Below are 18,717 nucleotides of genomic sequence, written 5' to 3' on the forward strand. Positions count from 1 at the left end.
CGCTCAAGCCAGCAGTTCGGTGATCCACCGGGCCTGCCGGGCGATGTCTTGCACCTTCTCCTCGGGCACGGCCTGCCGCGCTTGGGCGAAGCTGGTCAGGGTCTGCTGTTTGTGGCGCAGAATGCGCTGCCACTTGACCAGGAATGCCGGGCTGCGTGCCTGCATCTGCAGTGGGCCGAAGTACAGTTCCTCGGCGGTGTACAGCACCGGCCCGGCGCGCTCGGCGACGATGATCTCGTAGTAGAAGCGATTTTCCCGCAGCAGCTCCTCGCAGAGAATGCGGTAGCCATTTTCCATTAGCCATTGGCGCAGTGGCTGCTCGCCGCCGTTGGGTTGCAGGATCAATCGCTCTTGGCCGCTCAGGTGCGCCTTGCCGCTGTCGAGGATGTCGCGGATCGTCTCGCCGCCCATGCCACAGATACTGATCGCCGTGATCCCGTCGCCCGGCTCGATCGCCGCCAGGCCATCGGCCAGGCGCACGGTGATCCGCTGTTCAAAACCGTTCTCGCGCACGGTGCGTTCGGCCGAGTGGAACGGCGTCAATGCCACCTCGCCGGCCACCGCCGCCGCGATGGCGCCACGGCGCATCAACGCCACCGGCAGGTAGCCGTGATCCGAGCCGATATCGGCCAGGCGCGCGCCTGCTGGTATATACGCCGCCACGCGCTCCAGGCGCATGGACAATGTGTGTTCGTTCAACTGCAGTTCCTTTTCACCACGAGTGTCCGAAACCTTTGGCCGGATCGGGGCGCGATTTTGTCGAGTAACGCCGTGCATTTCAAATTTCTGCGACCAGAGCGATGTGGCACGGTGATGCCGGCGGTCAGGCAGCATGGGCGAACTCGACGCCATCGCCGCCTGCTTCATCGATGGTACCTCCATGCGCGGCGGCTCCGGCACGGTCTACGGCGCCCTCCTCGGCGCGCTGGTCATCACCAGTCTGGATAACGGCATGTCCATGCTCGACGTAGACAGCTACTGGCAGATGATTGTCAAAGGCAGCATTCTGGTGTTGGCCGTGTGGGTCGATGTGAGCACGCGGATCGGACGCTATTCGGCCAGCCGATGATCGGACTCACGCACGACAAGATTGGTCGGCGAACGCTCACCCTCTGTTCAACAGAGTCAGGCGGCGCCGGGGACATTTGTTCCCATGCCCGAGGGCAGGAACGGTCGAATTTCGTCGATTTCGGCGGCGCTAAGGCGCAACGCCGAGGCTGCAATCAGCCCGTCTACTTGTGCGGGACGGCGGGCTCCGACAATAGCGCCCATCACTACCGGTTGGCGAAGTACCCAGGCGATAGCGACCGCCGCAGCGCTCACTCCGTGCCTTTCTCCAATACGCGCCATGACGTCAACCAATGCTAGGTTCGCACTCAAACGGGGCTCCTGAAAATCAGCACTTCGGGCCTTGCGCCAATCGTCTTCGGGCAATTGCGAGATGCGTTCGCGCGTCATGCTGCCGGACAGTAGCCCCGATTGCAGTGTGGAATAGGCAAGGACACCCAACCCGGCCTGCTCACAGAATGGCAGAACATCTTTCTCGATGTCCCGCATCAAGGCGGAGTACGGCGGCTGGAGCGAAACGATCTCTGTCACCGCCTGCGCCCGCTTGAGTTGAGCGACATCGAAATTCGATACGCCGATAGCGCGAATTTTTCCTTGATCGCGCGCGGCTGCCAAAGCCGAAAGCGCCATTTCAATACCTTCACAGCTTGCGTCGGCAGGAAAGGCAGGCCAGTGGATCTGATACAGATCGATCGTCTCGACTTGGAGCCTACGCAAGCTTGCGTCGATCTCGGCGAGCAAGGATTGGGGGACCAGGGAGTGCGAAATCTGCTTCGTGACCGGGTCCCAGACCAGGCTGCCTTTGGTGAACACCAAAGGACGCCGAGAGACCGGCACCCGACGCAGCAATTGCCCGACTAATTGCTCCGCATGGCCCAAGCCATAAACCGCAGCGGTATCAATCCAGTTCACGCCGCGTTCGACGGCATATTCAAGTGCACTCAGGCTGTCCTTGTCATCCTGCGCGCCCCAACTGTACTCCCAACCTGTGCCAGCGATTGCCCACGTCCCCAGGCCAATAGGCGAAATCAGGAAATCCGATGATCCAAGGCGATTCTTTTGCATAGCGACCTCTCCACAAATGATGTGAGAAGTATCCGGGAGAGATCTGATGACGATAAGATGGGTAATCGTATTTGAACTACTGAACAACATTCATGAGTATTCACCCCGATCTCTCTGAACTCGATGCCTTTGCCGCCGTCGCTCGCCATCGCAGCTTTCGCAAGGCCGCCGACGAGCGTGGCGTTTCGGCTTCCGCGTTGAGTCACGCGATGCGAGCGTTGGAGGCACGCCTGGGCATCAGACTGCTGAACCGAACCACTCGTAGCGTGACCCCGACCGAGGCCGGCCAGCAGCTATTGGCGACGCTGGTCCCGACCCTGAACCAGGTTGCCGATGTATTGGCGCAATTGACCTCGATGCAGGAAGTGCCCGCAGGCAAACTCCGCCTCAACGTGGCGCGTCCGGCGGCTCGTATCGTGTTTGCGAAAGTGCTCGCGCCCTTCGTGGCCAGGTATCCACGTATTCAGTTAGACCTGATCACCGATGATGGATTGATCGATATCGTGAACGGCGGATTTGACGCGGGAGTCCGCTTTGGTGAAAGCCTGGCCGGCGACATGATCGCAGTCCCTGTCGGCGCCCCTCAATCGTTCGTGACCGTCGCTGCGGATGCCTATCTGGCCGAAAAGGGGACCGTGCACGCCCCCCGCGACTTGCTCGAGCATGCGTGCATTGCCAGGCGTTTTCCCAGTGGCAAACTTTACGCTTGGGAGTATCAAGCAGGCGCTCAACCGATACGGTTATCCGTCACAGGCCCGCTCATTCTGGAAGACGATGCGCTGATGATCCAGGCGGCGAAAGATGGCGCTGGTATTGCCTATGTCTACGAGGAGCTGGCGCGCGACGAAATCCGCAACGGGCATCTAAGAGAAATACTTCAGGAATGGAAAGCCCCGCCAAGCCGATTTTTTCTTTATTACTCCAGCCGACGCCATGTGCCACCGGCCTTGAAAGCCCTCATCGACTTCATCAAAGCGGGTGACTTGCGAAACTGATTCAAAACCATCCCGACCGGCAGCTCTTCAGTAAGTCCCTTCGCGCATCCATCGTCTGACCTCTGCCTGGATGGCATAAGCCGGTGCCTCCACAGCATTGAAATCTTGCGTATACCGCTGGGCAAATCCTTCTACCCCCCATTCCTGATACTGCTGCACATGCTTTAACTCGTGAGCCCAGAGCGCGATGTTCTGTTCTGCGGTTTGAGCATCCCGGAAGAGGATGATGTCGATCAGCGTCACGGCACTCACATCGGGGTTTTGCAGCATGGCAGTGGCGGCGTTGAATTGGCCGTTGTCGCTCACTTTGTAGCGCGCGGTATCGAGGACGCTGGGGTCGTACCAGCGCAGCAATTGCTCGCGGATGTGCGGTGGAATGGGTCGGATATCGGCGGTGGCTGCTTCAGTGCGGGCTTGGGTCAGCCACAGCGCCAGCGCAGGTGCCGCGATCTGGTAGATACCATCAGGCATGGGGCCGAGCACCTGTCCTAGGTCTGGCAGGCAGATGCAGCTATCCAGGCACACTTGTTTCTCGCCAGCTGGGCAGGCGTTGGTTTGGGCTGGCACTTCACGCGTCAGGCAAAGAATCAACAGCGCCACCAGGCGCGTGGTGATGGGTGGCATTGGGCGCTCCAGGGACGGACGCAGGGCGAACAGTGCTTAGGGGCAGGTAGCCAGAGGCCAACCGACGCGCGCTGCACGGAGGAGGCTGGCCTTGACAACCAAGCGGTGAAATGGGGCAATAACGAAGAGGTAGGCCCGGCCTAGACGGTTGTGGCACTGGACCACGGTTGAAAAAACGAGTTGGCGACTGCCTTCTGGCTCTGCCTCTCCAGAACATAGGATCGATATCCGGAAGTCGAGGTGCTGGTCGTCCTCTCCCAACACGATTTCAGTCTGGTTGGTGCTGTAGACCTTGAAGGCTCCAATCCGGTTAGCAAGTGATGCCAAATGTTTGGCTGTCTTGAGACCAAAACAGGCAACGATAGTGTCTCGGACTTTGATGAGCCATCCGACCCAGGATGGCTGGTGGGAAAAGATGAATCGAGCTAGCACATCTGGATTGCCAGATGTGCCCGCAGGGAGCCGAATCGTAAAAGCGTCCGCCAGGTTCATCGACTTGTAAAGGTGGGTGATGCCGGACCTCGAGGGGACTGGCACGGACATAATAAGCTCAAATTCTCGGGGCATCGGGGATCTCTCCTGAGTTCTAACTACTAATTAGACGACATGCCATGTCGCGTTTCTTGTTGCGATGGGCCGCGGATAATCAATGTCCACGCCTTGATAAGGTCCAGAGCCTCGCTGAGCGAGTATGGATTAACTTAATGTTGTTGAGGCGCCAACTTCTCCTTGTCGGATACTGAGCCCGATCAAGGCCTCATAGAGCTCTTGCTGCCCAGCTGGCAAAACAGGGAGCAACGTCGCACGGCGCTTGTCGACATCGAACCAGGATTCAACCAACCATCCCACCAGATAGAGCGCCGAAAGGCATCCGCCAGCGGTAGCAACGTTCCCCTGGCATACAAGTGGCTGGTCGATGGGCTCAAGTCCCAGAGCTTGCAAGCTCGATCGTGCATCCGGGTGGGTAGTTGCTTGGCCGCTGAGCAGCCCAAGCCGTTCGAGAATGAAAGCTCCGGCGCATATGGAGCCGATTCGCTGGCGTCTGGCGTCAAGTTCAAACGACGGCAGGAAGTCTGGGGCGGCAAGTGCAGCGGGTATCCCTTCCTTGCCGCTGACGAACAATACCGCGTCGGCACTATTGGCCTCGGAAAGCGGACCGTGCACCGAAACAGGCAGGCCGTGCGCCGATCGTACGATAGAGCTGGAACCCAATATTCGGACGTGCCAGTCTTCAGTGTTGCGGCCTAAAATGTCCCACAACAGGAATAGGTCGATATCAGTGAATTGGTCGAATGCAACCAGAACGATTTTCTTCAAGGCGAGCTCCATGAAAAGTGCTGGCGTGCAAAACGCAACGGCCATCTTTGCTGGTGTTCGCAGCGTATCAATCGGTTGCGCACCATACACAGTCTGTATGGCGCTAAATATGGAGCGAAATAACGGGTGAGAAAACTAACTCGTAACCATTGGATCGCGGCTGGTTTTGAGGCCCTCGACCAAATAGGGCATGTTGGCGTTTCGGCCGAGAGCCTATCGCGCCGATTGAATGTGACCCGCGGATCGTTCTATCACCATTTCCGCAATCGCGAAGACTTTGTCCGCACCTTGCTGGCCGCTTGGGAAGAAGACTACACGGAGCGCATGCTCGCTTATGCGGCGCAGGGTCGTAGCGCGGGCGAAACCTTGAAACGCTACTTGAGTATTGCCGCTGAGAAACAACCTGGGCGGGAAGTTTCCATCCGAGCCTGGTCGCTGCACGATCCGTTGGTAGGCGAGTTTCAACAGCGTGTTGATACAAGACGACTGGACTTCGCGATACGGACGTGCCGCCGCTTGGTCCCTATGCCAGGCCAAGCAGAAGTGATTGGTCAGGTGGCCCATCTGTGCCTGATTGGTGGTCAACAGGCAGGGCTGCGGCGTGATGCCGCTCGCTTCAACAGTTTACTGCATCGAGCCTTTTCACTTTTCGAAGGGGCTCTTCCACCGTGGCGGGCCTAAGTCATGAGCTAAAGAAATACTTGCCTTTGATTTTCCTGGGATTGACGAAGACGAAGTCTGGAAAGATTTTTCCTCGGACGTACCAAACAAAAGCCAGGATAACGATACTTATAGCTAATGCGATAGTGGTTGTTGCCGGACTCGATGTAAACCCCTCAAGCGATCTTGGGAATTGAAGAAGCGCAAGGAATATGTACGCGTTGTAGGCACCGACACGATGGTTGTAGAAGCCCCATACCAAAAACAAGGGAATCAAGGTCATTGAAACACCCACAATCCATTTGACCGTTGGCCCCGTCCTGGCGCCGATATCCAATCCCAGAAAGAATGCAATCAAAGCCTGAGCGAACATTATCGTGATGAGAATATTGACCTTGCGATCGTGCTCGTCGCAACGAATTGGATCTGCATACGAGGCTATAAAGTAGGCAAGATGACTGTCTTTTACACCCCGCCCGGAGAGTTGTGAAAACACTTCCGACTTTGCAGTGCCGGCGGCGAGTAGCTCGCTAACTTTTTCCTGAACTTCTTTCTTGCTCAAAGTTGAATGTGAAATGCTTTCTCTTTGCGTTAACTTGACAGATTTCTTAGCAGGAAACACCAGGACAGCTACGGCCCCGATAAAGGCTAGCGTGCTCAAGAAAACGCCGAAGTAAAAAGCCCCACCTAGTGAGTAAGTACCTGGCTTCACTCTACCCGGCTTTGCAGGGTCGACAAGAATTTCGATCACTTTTCCTTCCCTGAATGTTGCAACTGATCTTTCGACCGACTCCAGGCTGGTCCTACAGGGCCGCTGCGATATTTCGAGCGGATAAGTGTATTGCTGTCCGTTCAACTCAAAGGTCACGTTAACCAGATGGCAATAGGTCATACCCTTACTGCGCATCTGCTCAGAAATGGAGACAGTGGTGACAGTAGCATTCAACTTCTGCCAAGTCTTCGTCTCGTCCACCTCCTTGTACGAGGAAAGAGACACGAGAAGGAAGAGCAAGGCAAAGAATAATAAAACAACGAACAGGGCCGTCCTTAGCAAGAGGGTCTTCATAAGGCTCCTTGGCCAACGTGAAATGGAGGTCAGTTGGGAAATGACACCTTGGCGGCAAGTCCACCCTGCCCGCAGTGTAATGATGCACTGAGGTTAGTCCGTAGATACTCAAATGCAACTTCCCGCGCTTCCGTTCCTGGCCGGTTTCTGCCGGTTCCCACCGGCAGCTTTGGGTCTCTGCTGCGGAAAGCTTTCGCCCGGAGATTGGCCATTTGCTGTACTTGGCGAAGGACAGCTATGGGTCGTTTTCTGCCCGTCGCGAGAGGCAGAAAACGACCCTAAGCGGTCGTTGTTGGCTGCAATCGATCTCTCGCACACAAAGCGCCAAACATCGGTTACCGCCGATGATCTGGCTAAAGCCTCAGGTCTACGGAAGGACAGCCAGTTCTGCGAAACGGCAGGGGTCGTTTACGACTTCAGCCCCAGCCGCGCCGGTGAGCATGCTCGCAACTTCCTGCAAGACTGGAAAGGCAAGCTGGTCTGTGATGATTTTGGCGGTTACAAGGCCAGCTTCGAACTCGGCGTGACCGAGATCGGTTGCATGGCACATGCCCGGCGCAAGTTCTTCGAACTGCACGCCACCAACAAGAGCATGCTCGCCGAGCAGGCGCTGCGCTATATCCAACTGCTGTACGAAATCGAAAGTGAGATCCGCGACCTGGAGCCGGATTTACGACGCCGAATACGGCAGGAAAAAGCCGTACTGGTGATGGATGCGCGGCATGCCTGGATGATCGCCCAGCGCGATCTCGTGCCTGAAGGCTCGGCTATTAGTAGAGCGCTGGATTACAGCCTGAAACGCTGGGCAGCGCTGTCGCGCTACCTCGATGACGGGGCCGTTCCCATTGACAATAATTGGTGCGAGAACCAAACCCGCCCTAGATGGTCAGCATCCACGTGCGCCCGCCGGAGATTGAAGACCGTCTGATGCCGGGGCATTGGTGTCGACTGTTCTCCCCGATTGTTCAAAAACGGAACCCAACGGGCTCCGTCTACTGCGCGCGCTCGCGCCTAGGGTTAGTTGGCATCCTCCAGCCGCACTTGCCGATTTTCCAGGAATTCCAGCACCTTCTGCCGATCATCGGTGCCGAGCTGATCCAGCGCCGCGTTGACGTCCGACAACCAGAGGTTGTGCAAGCTGCTGCGGACGCTGTTATCCAGAATCAGGCGCTTCTGGTAGAGCCAGAAATTCGACCAGTCGGGCCAGTCGGGCAAGCCGTCAGACGCCTTGTTGGGGTTGCCGGTGCGCATGAACTGGGCCAGGTACTGGGTGAACTTGTCGGACAGCGCCGTGCGCTGACTCTGAGTGGCGCTGCTGCTCATAAAGCGCATCAGGTCCTGCTGCGGCGCCAGCGGGAAGTTGCCGAACATAAAGGGGATGTCCATACCATGCACCCCGCCGAAGGCCTCCTTCCAGGGTGCCGGGGCATCGTCCCAGTCGAAGTTGTAGCGGTAGATATTGCCCTGCAGCAGGCGCAGATAGCGGCAGATATTGTCCACCGTCAGGTCTATACCCAGGCTGAGGGCGCGGTGCACCGGGCGGTAGCTCGGGTAGAGCTCCGGTTTGACCACATCGGTGATGCTCAGGTTGGCCGGGTTCTGGTTGTTGACCATATCCCACATATGCGCGTGATTCGGCTTGAAGTAGCCCAGCAGTTCACCGGCGAAATAGCTGCCCTCATCCTTGGTGGTGCCCAGAATCATCGGCACCTGGTTGTAGCCGCCGGTGATCAGGTCGGCGTAACCGGCCCAGGGGATCACCGTGCCGTCGGTAAAGTGGCCCATCACCACCGGCGACGGCGTGTGCCGCACTATGTCTGCCGCCGGCAGGCCGCGCAGAAAGGCGCGAATCCAGCTGGCACTCTGCTTCTGGCGAAACGCGGCCGCCTGCAGCTTGTCGCCGGCGTAGCCCTTCTCGATCAGCAACTGGTCGAGCATGGCGTTGGACTGCAGCTGGCCCAGTGAGGTCGGGTAGGCATTGGGCAGGCCCGACATGCAGATCATGCGGTCAACCAAGGCCTCCGCCAGCGGCGACTGCAACAGGCCCCAGGCGTTGATGCAACCGGCCGACTGCCCAGCGATGGTGACGCTATTGGGGTTGCCGCCAAACTGGCCGATATTGTCGCGCACCCACTCCAGGCCCTTGATCAGGTCCAGGGTGAGGAAGTTGCCGGAATTATCCAGGGCATCGCCATCCTGCAGGGCGCTGTTGTACAGCCAGCCCAGACTGCCGACCCGGTAGTTAACCGACACCACGATGGCGTTGGCGTTACGGGCGAAATTGGCGCCGTTATACAGCAACTCGGAAGCGGCACCCTTGAGGTTGGAGCCGCCGTGAATCCAGAACAGCACCGGCAGGTTGCTTTCCGTGCTCTTCGGCCGCCAGACGTTGAGGTACAGGCAATCCTCCGAGCCGATGGGCTGACCGAAGGTGGCGGGATTCGGCGCGCCGAAGAAGCTGCCCAATTGCGAACAGATGCTGGAGAACTGGCTGGCGTCGCGGACGCCGCTCCAGCCCGCCGGGTCGCGCGGTGCACGCCAGCGCAGATCATCCAGCGGCGGCGCCGCATAAGGAATGGCGCGCCAGGATTGGGTGTTGTTGACATCGGCCACTCCTTGCACCTGGGCGCCCATCAGGGAGTTAATGGCGCGGGTCAGCGACTGGCTGTCGGCAGCCTGCACGCCGCCGGCCAGGGCAGCCAGCAACATCAGGGTGCTGCCACGCAGGCAGCCGCGAATAAGCGCTATCGATATCCTTTTCATGCCTGTTGCCTAGGTCTGGGCCGCTGCTGATCAGCGGAGTTAGGGGCAGTGTAGTGGTCTAATGAAACCGGACACCCATTTAGGCGAGAATGCTCGCCAGATCGAGGTGTCAGATGACCAAACAACGCCGTTCCTTTTCTGCTGAATTCAAACGCGAGGCTGCCGACCTCGTGCTCAAGCAAAACTACAGCTACATCGAAGCCAGCCGTTCACTCGGCGTCGGCGAGTCGGCGCTACGCCGCTGGGTTGAGCAGGTTCAGAAGGAACGCCAAGGCGTCACCCCGCAAAGCAAAGCGCTGACCCCGGAACAGCAAAAAATTCAGGAGTTGGAAGCCCGGATCGCCCGCCTTGAACGGGAAAAATCGATATTAAAAAGGCTACCGCGCTCTTGATGTCGGAAGATCACGAGCGTACGCGCTGATCAAACAGCTTAGTGTCCATGAGCCGATTGATTGGCTGTGCAAAGTGTTTGAGATCAACCGATCAAGTTATTACGCCCACCGCCTCAAGCGCCTAATGCCTGATGTCGAACGGCTTCGGCTGCGCAGTCGGGTGAGCGAGTTGTTTTCACAAAGTCGCAGCGCTGCCGGCAGCCGTAGCATTCTCTCGTTGATGCGTGACGATGGTGAGCAACTCGGTCGGTTCAAAGTGCGCAGCTTGATGCGTGAGCTTGAGCTCGTGAGAAAACAGCCAGGTTCTCATGCCTATAAACGAGCGACAGTCGAACGGTTGGATATCCCGAACATCTTGAATCGGGAGTTCGATGTCCCGGCAGCCAACCAGGTGTGGTGCGGCGACATCACCTACATTTGGGCCCAGGGGAAATGGCACTATCTGGCGGTCGTGCTGGATCTTTGCGCGCGCCGGGTGGTGGGCCGGGCGTTGTCGGAGAAGCCGGACGCCGAGCTGGTTATCAAGGCGCTGGTATGGCTTACGAGCAACGAGGAAGGCCTCAGGGTCTGCTGTTTCACTCGGATCAAGGGTCGCAGTATGCGAGTCGTTTATTTCGCCAGCGCCAGAATTTAGTTGTGTTGCATCGACCGGTTGAATCCACAGTTGATTTCCGTCAGTCGTGACAGGCAGAAATCGGCCAGAAGCGGTCACTCGCAGACGCTTTGGGGTAATGTGTAGTATTGAACCATCGAAGCTTCCCCCCTTTCACTGAGGATCTCCAATGACAAATCAATCCGTTATTGTCGAGGTGGTTCAAGAAACCGATCCCATGCTGCTCAGATCTTTGAATGACCTTCTCCCACAGCTTTCCAAAAACGCTCAAGCGATGACAATGGAAGATTTGAAGCAGATAGTGGATTCAGAGTGCTCCGACTTATTGGTAGTGAGAGCAGCAGGTGGAGGAAGTATCTTAGGGGCATTTCTGAATATTCGGTAATCGATGGTGTTATGCGTGTTTTCACAGACCGCCTAAGGGTCAGCTGAAGTCAGCAGTTTGGGTCAGTTTTCAATCAGTGCCAACAAGATTGTGTCTAATCGTCTTTTAACTTATCTGAAGCAAAAACTGAATTGTTACGAGCTTACGCCGAGAGGTAATCGTCTACAGATTTAACGGTGCCGTAGCCGAACTCAAAAGCTGCCATCATCGCCGCATGCGCTTGAGCGGCAGGCACGTTCACACCGCGAAATGTGAGATCCAGGGTGGCGCAGGCGTCATGCAGCACAGTAACCGAATAACCCATGTCCGCCGCAGCACGTACTACAGCGTCGATGCACATGTGGCTCATCGCACCTATGACCACAATTTCCTGGACATCAGCGGCTTCCAACTGCTGCTTCAGATCAGTTTCCCTGAAGGCGTTAATGTGTTTTTTTACGATTACAGGTTCATTACCTTGTGGAGCTACATCTGGTTGAATTTCCGCACCAGTGGATCCCTTTGCAAAGATTGGAGCGCCTTCAGCGGACTCATGCCGTATGTGGAAAACAGGAAATCCCGTATCACGGGCGTGGCTGATCACCCGGATAGCATTCTCGACAGCGGTGTCGATGCCGGTCAAAGGCAGCTTGCCAGTGGGTAGGTATTCGTTTTGCAGGTCAACTACAACGAGACCTTGCTTCATGAATAATCTCCAGTCAAATTATCAACGTGATGTTGTAGAGGGCCGAGCTTTCGCGGGCAGATAAGCCAGCGTCATCTACGGCCCAATTAATCAGAACTCCAGCGAAGTGCCGTCTTCCGGAATATCGACTTGGCTTTCGATACCGTGCTTCTTGACGTAGGTGCGCAGCTCTTCACGGGTCAGGGACATGTGGTTGATTGCGTCCATGTGCACGGCAACAATTTTCGCGTCTTTCGCAGCCTTTGAGGCGCGTAGTACGTCTTCCTCGCCCATGATGATCGACCCCTTATACCCGGTCATCATTGCTTTCCCGGCGTTGAGTACAATGACTTCGGGATGATATTTCTCGATGGTCTGATCGACCTCTTTACGCCAGACAGTATCGCCAGCAAGGTAAAGGGTCTTGTAGCCTGGCGCTTGGAAGACCACTCCCATGGCTTCACCTAGTGGTTTAGCGAGTGCTGGCACGGCATACATTTCGTCTGTGCCATGTTGACCACCAGTCTTGGTGATTTTGACACCGCCGAATTCAGCTTCATCAGTCAGTACGCGCACATTCTTGAAACCTTGGGAGCGAATCAGCTGCGCATCTTCTTCATGCTGAGCGAACAGAGGGATGTCTTTAGGCAGTGCTTTCTGTGCAGCATCGTCCCAGTGGTCAAGATGCGTATGAGTGACGATGACAGCGTCGACACCAGAGATCACTTTTTCGGGCGACTCGGTCAGGTCAACCAATGGATTGCGCAGGTTGCTACGGTAGGTATTTTCAAATCCTGGGTATGCACCCTTTTTTGCCAGCATCGGGTCAATCAGAAAGGTCGTACCGCCATAGGTGATTTTTGCCGTTGCGTTACGCACTTGCTGCAAATCCACTTTATGAGATGCGTCAGGCGCTACGGGGGCGCTTGTAGCCGCGAACGCCGGTGTCGTGGCGGCAACGCTGATGGCAAGAGTAAGAGTTCTGAGTTTCATCGGATTAATCCTGTTGATTCATCAAGGACACCATTCTTGCCGAACGCTTACGTGCCTGACAGTGGCCTGAATGACATATTTCGATATAATTGGGCCAATCGATGAGCGTTCTCTGTGGATGCTGATGGTGGTCGACGTGTCCCTTTCATCCGTGAAAATGCGTCCGCGTGAGCGGTCGTCCATAATTCCTGTGTGCGATAGGTCTGAGCCATACAGGGTGAATCTGAGGCTGACAGATGCAATCCATACGTGTTGCTGTTCTAGCGTTCAACGGCGTAAGCCTGTTCCATCTCTCTGTGCCGGGAGTTGTGCTAGGTGCCGCTCAATCCGCGCCTGATGAACCTCGTTACGAGATCAATTACTGTGCTGAGGTGCCGGGAGTGGTGAGCAGTGACCAAGGCATCGGACTGGCGGTATCCCACGGCCTAGAACTGATGGAGGGATCTGATGTAATTGTCATTCCAGCGTGGGGCGATCAATCGGTCGCTGCATCTGCACAGCTTGTGAGAGCGCTACAGGTCGCCAATTCCAAAGGCAAGCTGATAGTAGGGTTATGCCTAGGCGCATTTGTGCTCGGCGATGCCGGGCTACTTGATGGGAAAGAGGCTACGACTCACTGGGTGGCCCGTGACGAGTTTGCGCGACGTTTCCCTGAGGTTCATTTTCGGCCTGAGGTGCTCTATGTAAGTGCCGGCAATATAATGACCTCTGCGGGAACCGTGGCGGCAATCGATTGTTGCCTGCATCTGGTACGCCAGCGGCTCGGTGCTGATGTGGCGAATCGCACCGCGAAGATGCTGGTGACACCGCCGCATAGGCAGGGAGGCCAAGCTCAATACGTAGAGCATCCTGTGCCGCAGCTATCTAGCGAGACTCATTTGTCTGATGTACTAGCGTGGGCCCGCATAAACCTGGCCGGTAATTTGTCGCTCGACGTCCTGGCAGACATGGCGAAAATGAGTAGGCGGACCTTTACTCGTCGGTTTAAGGAGGCCACCGGCACTACCGTGTCCAAATGGTTAAACGCTGAACGAGTTGTCAGAGCGCAGGAGCTACTAGAAACGACTGAATTACCGATTGAATGCATCGCGGGTGAAGTAGGTTTTGGAACGCCCCTATCTTTAAGACAACATTTCGCCGCTCACTTAAGTACATCCCCATCTGACTACCGAAAAATGTTTTGCCTCGGAATGAATCCAAAAACTGAGCGAAAGAGTGACAGCGTTTTGTCAAATCGCATGTTAGATCTTATTCCATAGGCGCCGAGATGAAAGGATGCCGAACCTGACACGTTGACCTTCCGGCCAAGATCATATTTTCAGCAGCTTTTCCTGCAATTCGGCTCTAGGCTACCTAAGTCGAACGGCCGCTTCTGGCCGAATTCTGCCTCTGCTGACTGGCAGCTATGGGTCGATTTCAGCCGATCGTGGAAGGTAGAAATCGGCCACAAGCAATCGGCGGACAGTGGCGAATAAGTGGTGTCCTGCTATCCTCTTTATCGTAGTCGGGTTTGCCGTCCCCCCTGTCGGGTTACCCCCGGTAGATCTCACGCTTACCGCGACAAAAAACACGACATGGCATGTCACCTAATGAGAGAGTGTGAAGATAGCGCCATGAAAGTTCGATGCCCTAACTGTGGTCATATCGCAGACAAGCTTCCGCCAAGCTTAAGTGTCCTAAGTGCGACGATTTTTCCCACGACTGGATTAGTTATGATTGGGAAAGCTTTGCTTTAACCCAGCGTCGACATATTAGATATAACCTTTTAATTATTGGCATAGCGTTAATTCTTTTACTTGCGACACTCACCTCTAAATCAACAGATGCGCGCCATTGGTTGTTCAGCTTGTTATTTATTCCAGCAGTGATCAGCTTGTTTAATTATCGAAAGCAGCTTAGAAGGAAATCGGAGTATGAAGGGCATAAGAGCAGGGATACGCGCCCTTGGTTTATCGGGGGCTGGGTCTATAAAGCGGCGACGCTCCCCCACAGTGATGAGTAATGCTTTTGCAATTCTGTCGTCAGTGCCATTGCATTCGTATATCTGGCCGGTGTTGAGCTTTGCTCACCCTGGTTACAGTGTCCGCGCAACAGGAACCAGTCGTTCATGGGTGATGGCTGCTAGCTGCCAGCAGTGAACGACCGTAAAGGGTCATTGCCAAGCTGCTGCCGCATAACATAAATGGACGACTGATTAACATACGCAGGGATGGTAGGTAGACGTTTACAGACAGTACAACCCAAGGACTATCTCAGGACTACCTGGCATGGGCGATTCTTTCTGGAACAGGTTCGGCCTCGAACTGATATTGATCACGTTCAGCGTATTTTTTTGCTATGCGATGTACCACACGCATGTGACCTATCAGCGCCGCAACAAAAAACAAATCGACGAAGCGTTTCGCCAAGCCATGGCGCAGCATGGTATTGAAAATGTGGAAATCCGACAGGATCACATAACGTTAGGGGTTCGTAGCGAAGTCGGGAAAATGCTGTTCGATGTCCACAGGATTCTTCACTGCCCGCCGGATCGCTGGTTTGTCTACATCCATGTCGAGGACACAAATCCAGTGCTTATGCCGATTTCAGAGCAGCGAGCAATGGCTTCCCTCAACAGCCAGGGGGGATTTGAATAGGCTGATGACGACGTTGGCTCCCTGTTCAGGAGGTGCCGAAAGTACACCTTGGCGAGCGGCTGCTTTAGACTGCAGCCTTTCGCGACAGACAGCAGTCGACCAACAGCACTCCTTCAAATATGCCGAGGTGCGCGTTACTGGTCGCAGTACCTCGCATCAACCGAGTTGATCGACGACTTTTATCTGCGTCAGCCCTACCCGCTCGGCCTGCTCTAAAATCTGCGCCGGCGTCGCGTCCGCAGTGGGCATGATCAGGCTGTTCTCACCATCCCCATAATGCAGCTGCAGCAGGTGCATCGCCGCCTCATGGACAGGCAGTTGAGGCTGCTCGAGTTCGAACATGTGTGTGCGGGATTCGCCGTTGAACAGGTATTCCAGGGTGTAGTTGCGCATGGTGGAATCCTCGTAGTAGTTACCAAGACTCTCGGGAAGTAAGGAGGACCTCTATGTTCACCTTGAATAAAGCGCCTCGATAGCTTGGCATTCTGCTCTGTCTGAGGTTAGCGGCGAAAGGTAGTGGCCGTTTGGCACACTCTGGGCCAAAAGCAGACTTTAACTCCGGCACGCGGGTATGATCCGAAGTAACGAGGCCCATTGGACCCATGTTAATGCCAGCATCCCAAATTCGCCCCTCACCCGCGCCGTTACTCAAGCAAGGCGAGACGGTGCTCTTGTTCGACGGCGTATGTAAGCTGTGCAATGGCTGGGCGAGGTTCTTGATCCGCCATGACCGCCACCGGCGCGTCCGGTTAGCGGCAGTACAGTCGCCCGAGGGGCAGGCGCTGCTTGCTTGGGCAGGTTTGCCCTTGCATCAATTCGACACCATGGCCGTGATCCGCGACCGACACTACTGGGTGCGTTCGGATGCTTTTTTTGAAGTCATCGCCCTGCTGCCCATCCCTTGGCATCCGTTGAAGCTTTTGCGCAGCTTCCCACGCAAGCTTCGAGATTGGGCATACGATCGCATTGCGTTGAATCGTTATTGGCTCTTCGGAAAATACGACACGTGCCTTTTGCCTGCCCCTGATCATGAGCAACGTTTTTTGAAAGCTCCACTGTGAACGCCTTGGTACGCATCAACTGGATCGATGAACCCGAAAGCTGATGACCTGCTCCTCACTGCGAAAATTCCACAGGTGTGAGCTCATGACGCGTGGACGCGGCATTTGCCCACTACGTTTCAACCATTGTTGGCATCGATAGTCACCATCACGCCAATGAAGTTCTCATAAAAAATCCTCGGCGTAACATCCGCTCCATACCCAACCAATAACACCCCGGAGCACACCATCATGAAACGCCAAATCCTTCTCAGCATCGCTTTCTCGGTTTTTGCAGTTAACGCTTTCGCCGCTTCCTCTACTCACCCGGTCGTCGCCGAAGGCGGTTCGGATCGTCTGATTGAAAGCCGTTTGGCTGAAGGTGGTTCGGATCGTCTGATCGAGAATCGCGTCGCTGAAGGTGGTTCGGATCGTCTGATCGAGAATCGCGTCGCTGAAGGTGGCTCGGATCGTCTGATCGAGAATCGCGTTGCTGAAGGTGGTTCGGATCGTCTGATCGAGAATCGCGTCGCTGAAGGTGGTTCGGATCGTCTGATTCAGAATCGTGCGGCATGAATGAGTGGCTTTACCGCAACACTCAACCAAAAAACCCGGCCTGATCAGCCGGGTTTTTTCATGCGTTTTTAGTGCCCGACTGGATCATCAAACAGATCAGCACTAGCACTCGAACATCACTATCGGGTCTTCACAGTGATGAACATTTTGAGGCGATCATGGATTTCCTGAATGGCATGACGGAAGGGATCATGTTTTTCACTGGTGACGGGGTCCTCGAAATTCCACACGATCATTTCGCCGGCGTTGGGTATCCGCGAAGCCTCTTCGGACGACTTGTCACACAGCGTAATCACGTAGTGGAACGGCTGCCCCTCAAACTCATCGATGCCTTTACTGCGTAACCCCGTGGTGTCGATGCCTACGTGATCGAGAGACTCCAGCGTTCGAGGGTCGACTTCACTGGCCACAAGCCCCGCGCTAAAGGCTTCGAAGTGTTCGGAATCAGTGTTCCGAAGAAGTGCCTCCGCCATCAGTGAGCGAACGTCATTTTTTGCGCAAACGAACAGAACCCGGAGTTTGTCAGCCATCACGTCCTCACTCTCTTTTTGATCGAATAACAATGCTTTTAATTACAGCAGCGTTTTCTGACCATTCGCCTCCTGATCGATGAAATGCACTATTTCACGTCAATGAAGGTGCGTGGTCATTCAGTGTTTAGACATCAGGCCATGAAGAACGCCCAACCTTAAGCCCGGCTCGGAAGGACTCATGTGCGAGATGCCGAATACCTTGAACGCCGCCAGCATGAGCACCAGGCCACCGGGCAAGTTACTCAGGCGATGGGGTTGCAAGCCCGCCAATTTGAGTTGTTTGACATGCCCCACTTCCAGCAGACGCAACGACAGGCGCAACAGACCGCCGTAGGTGATGCCGCTTTGACCATCATCATTCAAACCATTGGCCTTGAGCACTTTGGCCAGCATCCGTGCAGTACCTGAAGAGCCAATAGTCTGCTGCCAGCCCAGCGCGCGATAACGACGGGTAACTTTTTCAAACTGCAAAGTGGCCACGCGCTCGGCCTCCAGAAGCGCCTTCGCCGATATACAGCCGCCCTGAAAGTAATGCGCGCCAAAAGTACCGCTGCCAATGGCAATGCTCTCGGTCAAAAGGGGCTGAGTACCCTGCCCCAGAATCAACTCAGTAGAGCCGCCGCCGATATCCACGACCAGGCGCATGCTTTCTGTACTGGGTATCGCATGGGCAACACCGGCGTACACCAGTTGCGCTTCTTCATGCCCAGAGATGACATCTATACGAAAGCCCAGGTGCCGCTCCGCGCTAGCCAGAAACAGTTGGGCATTATCGGCTTCGCGCACGGCACTGGTCGCCACTGCCCGCACGCGACCGGCCTCAAAGCCGCGCAGTTTTTTGCCAAATCGAGCGAGCGCTTGCCATCCCCGATCCAGCGCCAGCTCGTCCAGCGCCCCGCCCTGAAACCCTTCCGCCAAACGGACAGGCTCTCGCAAGGTTTTCACTTCCTGGATCATGAACCCCTGATTGCGCCTGACTGACTGGCCGATCATCATGCGAAACGCATTGGACCCCAAGTCAATGGCCGCAAACAGGGAGGCGTCTCCTTTCATAGGGGGATTCCTGGCAAATTCATCAGCCCGCAGACGGAGTTCCGTCTGAGCGCTCAAGACGGTTTGCGAGGAGCTTGCCATTCGTTCGATGACATCATGATGACACCCACTAGCCTTTTCAAAAGAATGACCGTCCGTAACCCTGCCCCGGCACCCTCGAACCCTTCGCTATTCTTAACCACACACCACCGCTGGCTCGGCTGAACGCAACGGCTTGCGGCATCATTGTCAGGAGTAAGGATCCGGGTAAGGAGTACGCCACTACAACAGAGTA

19 protein-coding genes and 3 pseudogenes are annotated in these 18,717 nt (G+C 55.7%); 10 read left to right on the top strand and 12 right to left on the bottom strand.

From position 1 onward, the window contains the following. Positions 1-3: 3 nt before the first annotated feature. Positions 4-699 carry a tRNA (adenine(22)-N(1))-methyltransferase gene (locus NHU87_RS14190; protein ID WP_301271445.1) on the bottom strand — a complete coding sequence of 232 codons (696 nt, stop codon included), beginning with the start codon at positions 697-699 and terminating at the stop codon, positions 4-6. Positions 700-823: 124 nt separating this feature from the next. On the opposite strand from NHU87_RS14190, the pseudogene NHU87_RS14195 reads away from it, so the two are divergent. After that, positions 824-1,069: pseudogene (locus tag NHU87_RS14195) on the top strand (sugar ABC transporter permease); the annotation flags it as partial. Positions 1,070-1,125: 56 nt separating this feature from the next. Here the strand turns inward: NHU87_RS14195 and NHU87_RS14200 are convergent. Next, positions 1,126-2,133 carry an aldo/keto reductase gene (locus tag NHU87_RS14200; RefSeq protein WP_253549415.1) on the bottom strand — a complete coding sequence of 336 codons (1,008 nt, stop codon included), beginning with the start codon at positions 2,131-2,133 and terminating at the stop codon, positions 1,126-1,128. 92 nt (positions 2,134-2,225) lie between these two features. On the opposite strand from NHU87_RS14200, the gene NHU87_RS14205 reads away from it, so the two are divergent. Then, the gene (locus tag NHU87_RS14205) at positions 2,226-3,128 is read left to right on the top strand and encodes a LysR family transcriptional regulator (protein ID WP_253549418.1); all 903 of its coding nucleotides are present in this window, start codon (positions 2,226-2,228) and stop codon (positions 3,126-3,128) included. A 27-nt stretch (positions 3,129-3,155) separates the two neighbouring features. On the opposite strand, the gene NHU87_RS14210 is transcribed toward NHU87_RS14205, so the two are convergent. From NHU87_RS14210 to NHU87_RS14220, 3 genes are all read right to left on the bottom strand, one after another. Then, positions 3,156-3,752, bottom strand: a complete 597-nt coding sequence (locus NHU87_RS14210; RefSeq protein ID WP_253549420.1) for an eCIS core domain-containing protein — start codon at positions 3,750-3,752, stop codon at positions 3,156-3,158. Between the two features lie 36 nt (positions 3,753-3,788). After that, complete coding sequence (locus tag NHU87_RS14215; RefSeq protein ID WP_367399030.1) at positions 3,789-4,319, bottom strand: DUF2867 domain-containing protein; 531 nt, start codon at positions 4,317-4,319, stop codon at positions 3,789-3,791. Between the two features lie 129 nt (positions 4,320-4,448). After that, on the bottom strand, positions 4,449-5,069 hold the full coding sequence (locus NHU87_RS14220; protein ID WP_253549423.1) for a DJ-1/PfpI family protein: 621 nt from the start codon (positions 5,067-5,069) through the stop codon (positions 4,449-4,451). A gap of 126 nt (positions 5,070-5,195) precedes the next feature. Here NHU87_RS14220 and NHU87_RS14225 point away from each other — a divergent pair, with 126 nt between their 5' ends. After that, complete coding sequence (locus NHU87_RS14225) at positions 5,196-5,750, top strand: TetR/AcrR family transcriptional regulator (RefSeq protein ID WP_253549426.1); 555 nt, start codon at positions 5,196-5,198, stop codon at positions 5,748-5,750. Between the two features lies 1 nt (position 5,751). Here NHU87_RS14225 and NHU87_RS14230 read toward each other — a convergent pair whose 3' ends face one another. Then, positions 5,752-6,795 carry a DUF3592 domain-containing protein gene (locus tag NHU87_RS14230; RefSeq protein WP_253549429.1) on the bottom strand — a complete coding sequence of 348 codons (1,044 nt, stop codon included), beginning with the start codon at positions 6,793-6,795 and terminating at the stop codon, positions 5,752-5,754. A gap of 385 nt (positions 6,796-7,180) precedes the next feature. On the opposite strand from NHU87_RS14230, the pseudogene NHU87_RS28620 reads away from it, so the two are divergent. Continuing rightward, a pseudogene (locus NHU87_RS28620) lies at positions 7,181-7,675 on the top strand (IS66 family transposase); the annotation flags it as partial. Positions 7,676-7,812: 137 nt separating this feature from the next. On the opposite strand, the gene NHU87_RS14240 reads toward NHU87_RS28620, so the two are convergent. Continuing rightward, positions 7,813-9,558, bottom strand: coding sequence for a carboxylesterase/lipase family protein (locus NHU87_RS14240; RefSeq protein ID WP_253549432.1), 1,746 nt, complete (start codon positions 9,556-9,558; stop codon positions 7,813-7,815). Positions 9,559-9,671: 113 nt separating this feature from the next. Between NHU87_RS14240 and NHU87_RS14245 the strand changes: the two are divergent. Next, positions 9,672-10,574: pseudogene (locus NHU87_RS14245) on the top strand (IS3 family transposase); the annotation flags it as partial. A 158-nt stretch (positions 10,575-10,732) separates the two neighbouring features. Continuing rightward, positions 10,733-10,948, top strand: a complete 216-nt coding sequence (locus tag NHU87_RS14250) for a hypothetical protein (protein WP_253549435.1) — start codon at positions 10,733-10,735, stop codon at positions 10,946-10,948. Between the two features lie 142 nt (positions 10,949-11,090). Here the strand turns inward: NHU87_RS14250 and NHU87_RS14255 are convergent, their stop codons facing one another. Together NHU87_RS14255 and NHU87_RS14260 are read right to left on the bottom strand one after the other, a co-directional pair. Continuing rightward, positions 11,091-11,633 carry a cysteine hydrolase family protein gene (locus tag NHU87_RS14255; protein WP_253549438.1) on the bottom strand — a complete coding sequence of 181 codons (543 nt, stop codon included), beginning with the start codon at positions 11,631-11,633 and terminating at the stop codon, positions 11,091-11,093. A 90-nt stretch (positions 11,634-11,723) separates the two neighbouring features. Continuing rightward, positions 11,724-12,605: an MBL fold metallo-hydrolase gene (locus tag NHU87_RS14260; RefSeq protein WP_253549441.1), complete on the bottom strand. Its 882-nt coding sequence runs from the start codon at positions 12,603-12,605 to the stop codon at positions 11,724-11,726. Between the two features lie 236 nt (positions 12,606-12,841). Between NHU87_RS14260 and NHU87_RS14265 the strand changes: the two genes are divergently transcribed. Both NHU87_RS14265 and NHU87_RS14270 read left to right on the top strand, forming a co-directional pair. Then, positions 12,842-13,864, top strand: coding sequence for a GlxA family transcriptional regulator (locus tag NHU87_RS14265; RefSeq protein WP_253549444.1), 1,023 nt, complete (start codon positions 12,842-12,844; stop codon positions 13,862-13,864). A gap of 1,008 nt (positions 13,865-14,872) precedes the next feature. Continuing rightward, a complete protein-coding gene (locus NHU87_RS14270) occupies positions 14,873-15,241 on the top strand; it encodes a hypothetical protein (protein WP_253549447.1) in 369 nt (122 codons plus the stop codon). Between the two features lie 156 nt (positions 15,242-15,397). On the opposite strand, the gene NHU87_RS14275 is transcribed toward NHU87_RS14270, so the two are convergent. After that, entirely contained in the window at positions 15,398-15,634 is a 237-nt protein-coding gene (locus NHU87_RS14275) for a hypothetical protein (protein WP_253549450.1), read from the bottom strand. 215 nt (positions 15,635-15,849) lie between these two features. Here NHU87_RS14275 and NHU87_RS14280 point away from each other — a divergent pair, with 215 nt between their 5' ends. Both NHU87_RS14280 and NHU87_RS14285 read left to right on the top strand, forming a co-directional pair. After that, the gene (locus NHU87_RS14280) at positions 15,850-16,302 is read left to right on the top strand and encodes a thiol-disulfide oxidoreductase DCC family protein (RefSeq protein ID WP_253549453.1); all 453 of its coding nucleotides are present in this window, start codon (positions 15,850-15,852) and stop codon (positions 16,300-16,302) included. A gap of 231 nt (positions 16,303-16,533) precedes the next feature. Beyond that, the gene (locus NHU87_RS14285; protein WP_253549455.1) at positions 16,534-16,857 is read left to right on the top strand and encodes a hypothetical protein; all 324 of its coding nucleotides are present in this window, start codon (positions 16,534-16,536) and stop codon (positions 16,855-16,857) included. A 119-nt stretch (positions 16,858-16,976) separates the two neighbouring features. Here the strand turns inward: NHU87_RS14285 and NHU87_RS14290 are convergent, their stop codons facing one another. Both NHU87_RS14290 and NHU87_RS14295 read right to left on the bottom strand, forming a co-directional pair. Then, positions 16,977-17,387, bottom strand: coding sequence for an arsenate reductase ArsC (locus NHU87_RS14290; protein WP_253549458.1), 411 nt, complete (start codon positions 17,385-17,387; stop codon positions 16,977-16,979). A 120-nt stretch (positions 17,388-17,507) separates the two neighbouring features. Continuing rightward, positions 17,508-18,443 (bottom strand): Ppx/GppA phosphatase family protein, encoded by a 936-nt coding sequence (locus NHU87_RS14295; protein WP_253549583.1) that lies wholly within the window; start codon positions 18,441-18,443, stop codon positions 17,508-17,510. Positions 18,444-18,717 lie beyond the last annotated feature (274 nt).

The sequence above is a fragment of the Pseudomonas mandelii genome (genome assembly GCF_024138395.1).
In the GTDB taxonomy this organism is placed as follows: Bacteria; Pseudomonadota; Gammaproteobacteria; order Pseudomonadales; family Pseudomonadaceae; genus Aquipseudomonas; species Aquipseudomonas mandelii_E.

What these genes read in the sequence shown, in the direction of transcription:
- NHU87_RS14210 (WP_253549420.1), bottom strand. Translation starts at nt 3,752, where the DNA reads ATGCCACCCATCACCACGCGCCTGGTGGCGCTGTTGATTCTTTGCCTG.
- NHU87_RS14270 (WP_253549447.1), top strand. Translation starts at nt 14,873, where the DNA reads ATGGGCGATTCTTTCTGGAACAGGTTCGGCCTCGAACTGATATTGATC.
- NHU87_RS14205 (WP_253549418.1), top strand. Translation starts at nt 2,226, where the DNA reads ATGAGTATTCACCCCGATCTCTCTGAACTCGATGCCTTTGCCGCCGTC.
- NHU87_RS14290 (WP_253549458.1), bottom strand. Translation starts at nt 17,387, where the DNA reads ATGGCTGACAAACTCCGGGTTCTGTTCGTTTGCGCAAAAAATGACGTT.
- NHU87_RS14285 (WP_253549455.1), top strand. Translation starts at nt 16,534, where the DNA reads ATGAAACGCCAAATCCTTCTCAGCATCGCTTTCTCGGTTTTTGCAGTT.
- NHU87_RS14275 (WP_253549450.1), bottom strand. Translation starts at nt 15,634, where the DNA reads ATGCGCAACTACACCCTGGAATACCTGTTCAACGGCGAATCCCGCACA.
- NHU87_RS14260 (WP_253549441.1), bottom strand. Translation starts at nt 12,605, where the DNA reads ATGAAACTCAGAACTCTTACTCTTGCCATCAGCGTTGCCGCCACGACA.
- NHU87_RS14200 (WP_253549415.1), bottom strand. Translation starts at nt 2,133, where the DNA reads ATGCAAAAGAATCGCCTTGGATCATCGGATTTCCTGATTTCGCCTATT.
- NHU87_RS14230 (WP_253549429.1), bottom strand. Translation starts at nt 6,795, where the DNA reads ATGAAGACCCTCTTGCTAAGGACGGCCCTGTTCGTTGTTTTATTATTC.
- NHU87_RS14240 (WP_253549432.1), bottom strand. Translation starts at nt 9,558, where the DNA reads ATGAAAAGGATATCGATAGCGCTTATTCGCGGCTGCCTGCGTGGCAGC.
- NHU87_RS14295 (WP_253549583.1), bottom strand. Translation starts at nt 18,443, where the DNA reads ATGAAAGGAGACGCCTCCCTGTTTGCGGCCATTGACTTGGGGTCCAAT.
- NHU87_RS14250 (WP_253549435.1), top strand. Translation starts at nt 10,733, where the DNA reads ATGACAAATCAATCCGTTATTGTCGAGGTGGTTCAAGAAACCGATCCC.
- NHU87_RS14215 (WP_367399030.1), bottom strand. Translation starts at nt 4,319, where the DNA reads ATGCCCCGAGAATTTGAGCTTATTATGTCCGTGCCAGTCCCCTCGAGG.
- NHU87_RS14265 (WP_253549444.1), top strand. Translation starts at nt 12,842, where the DNA reads ATGCAATCCATACGTGTTGCTGTTCTAGCGTTCAACGGCGTAAGCCTG.
- NHU87_RS14280 (WP_253549453.1), top strand. Translation starts at nt 15,850, where the DNA reads ATGCCAGCATCCCAAATTCGCCCCTCACCCGCGCCGTTACTCAAGCAA.
- NHU87_RS14255 (WP_253549438.1), bottom strand. Translation starts at nt 11,633, where the DNA reads ATGAAGCAAGGTCTCGTTGTAGTTGACCTGCAAAACGAATACCTACCC.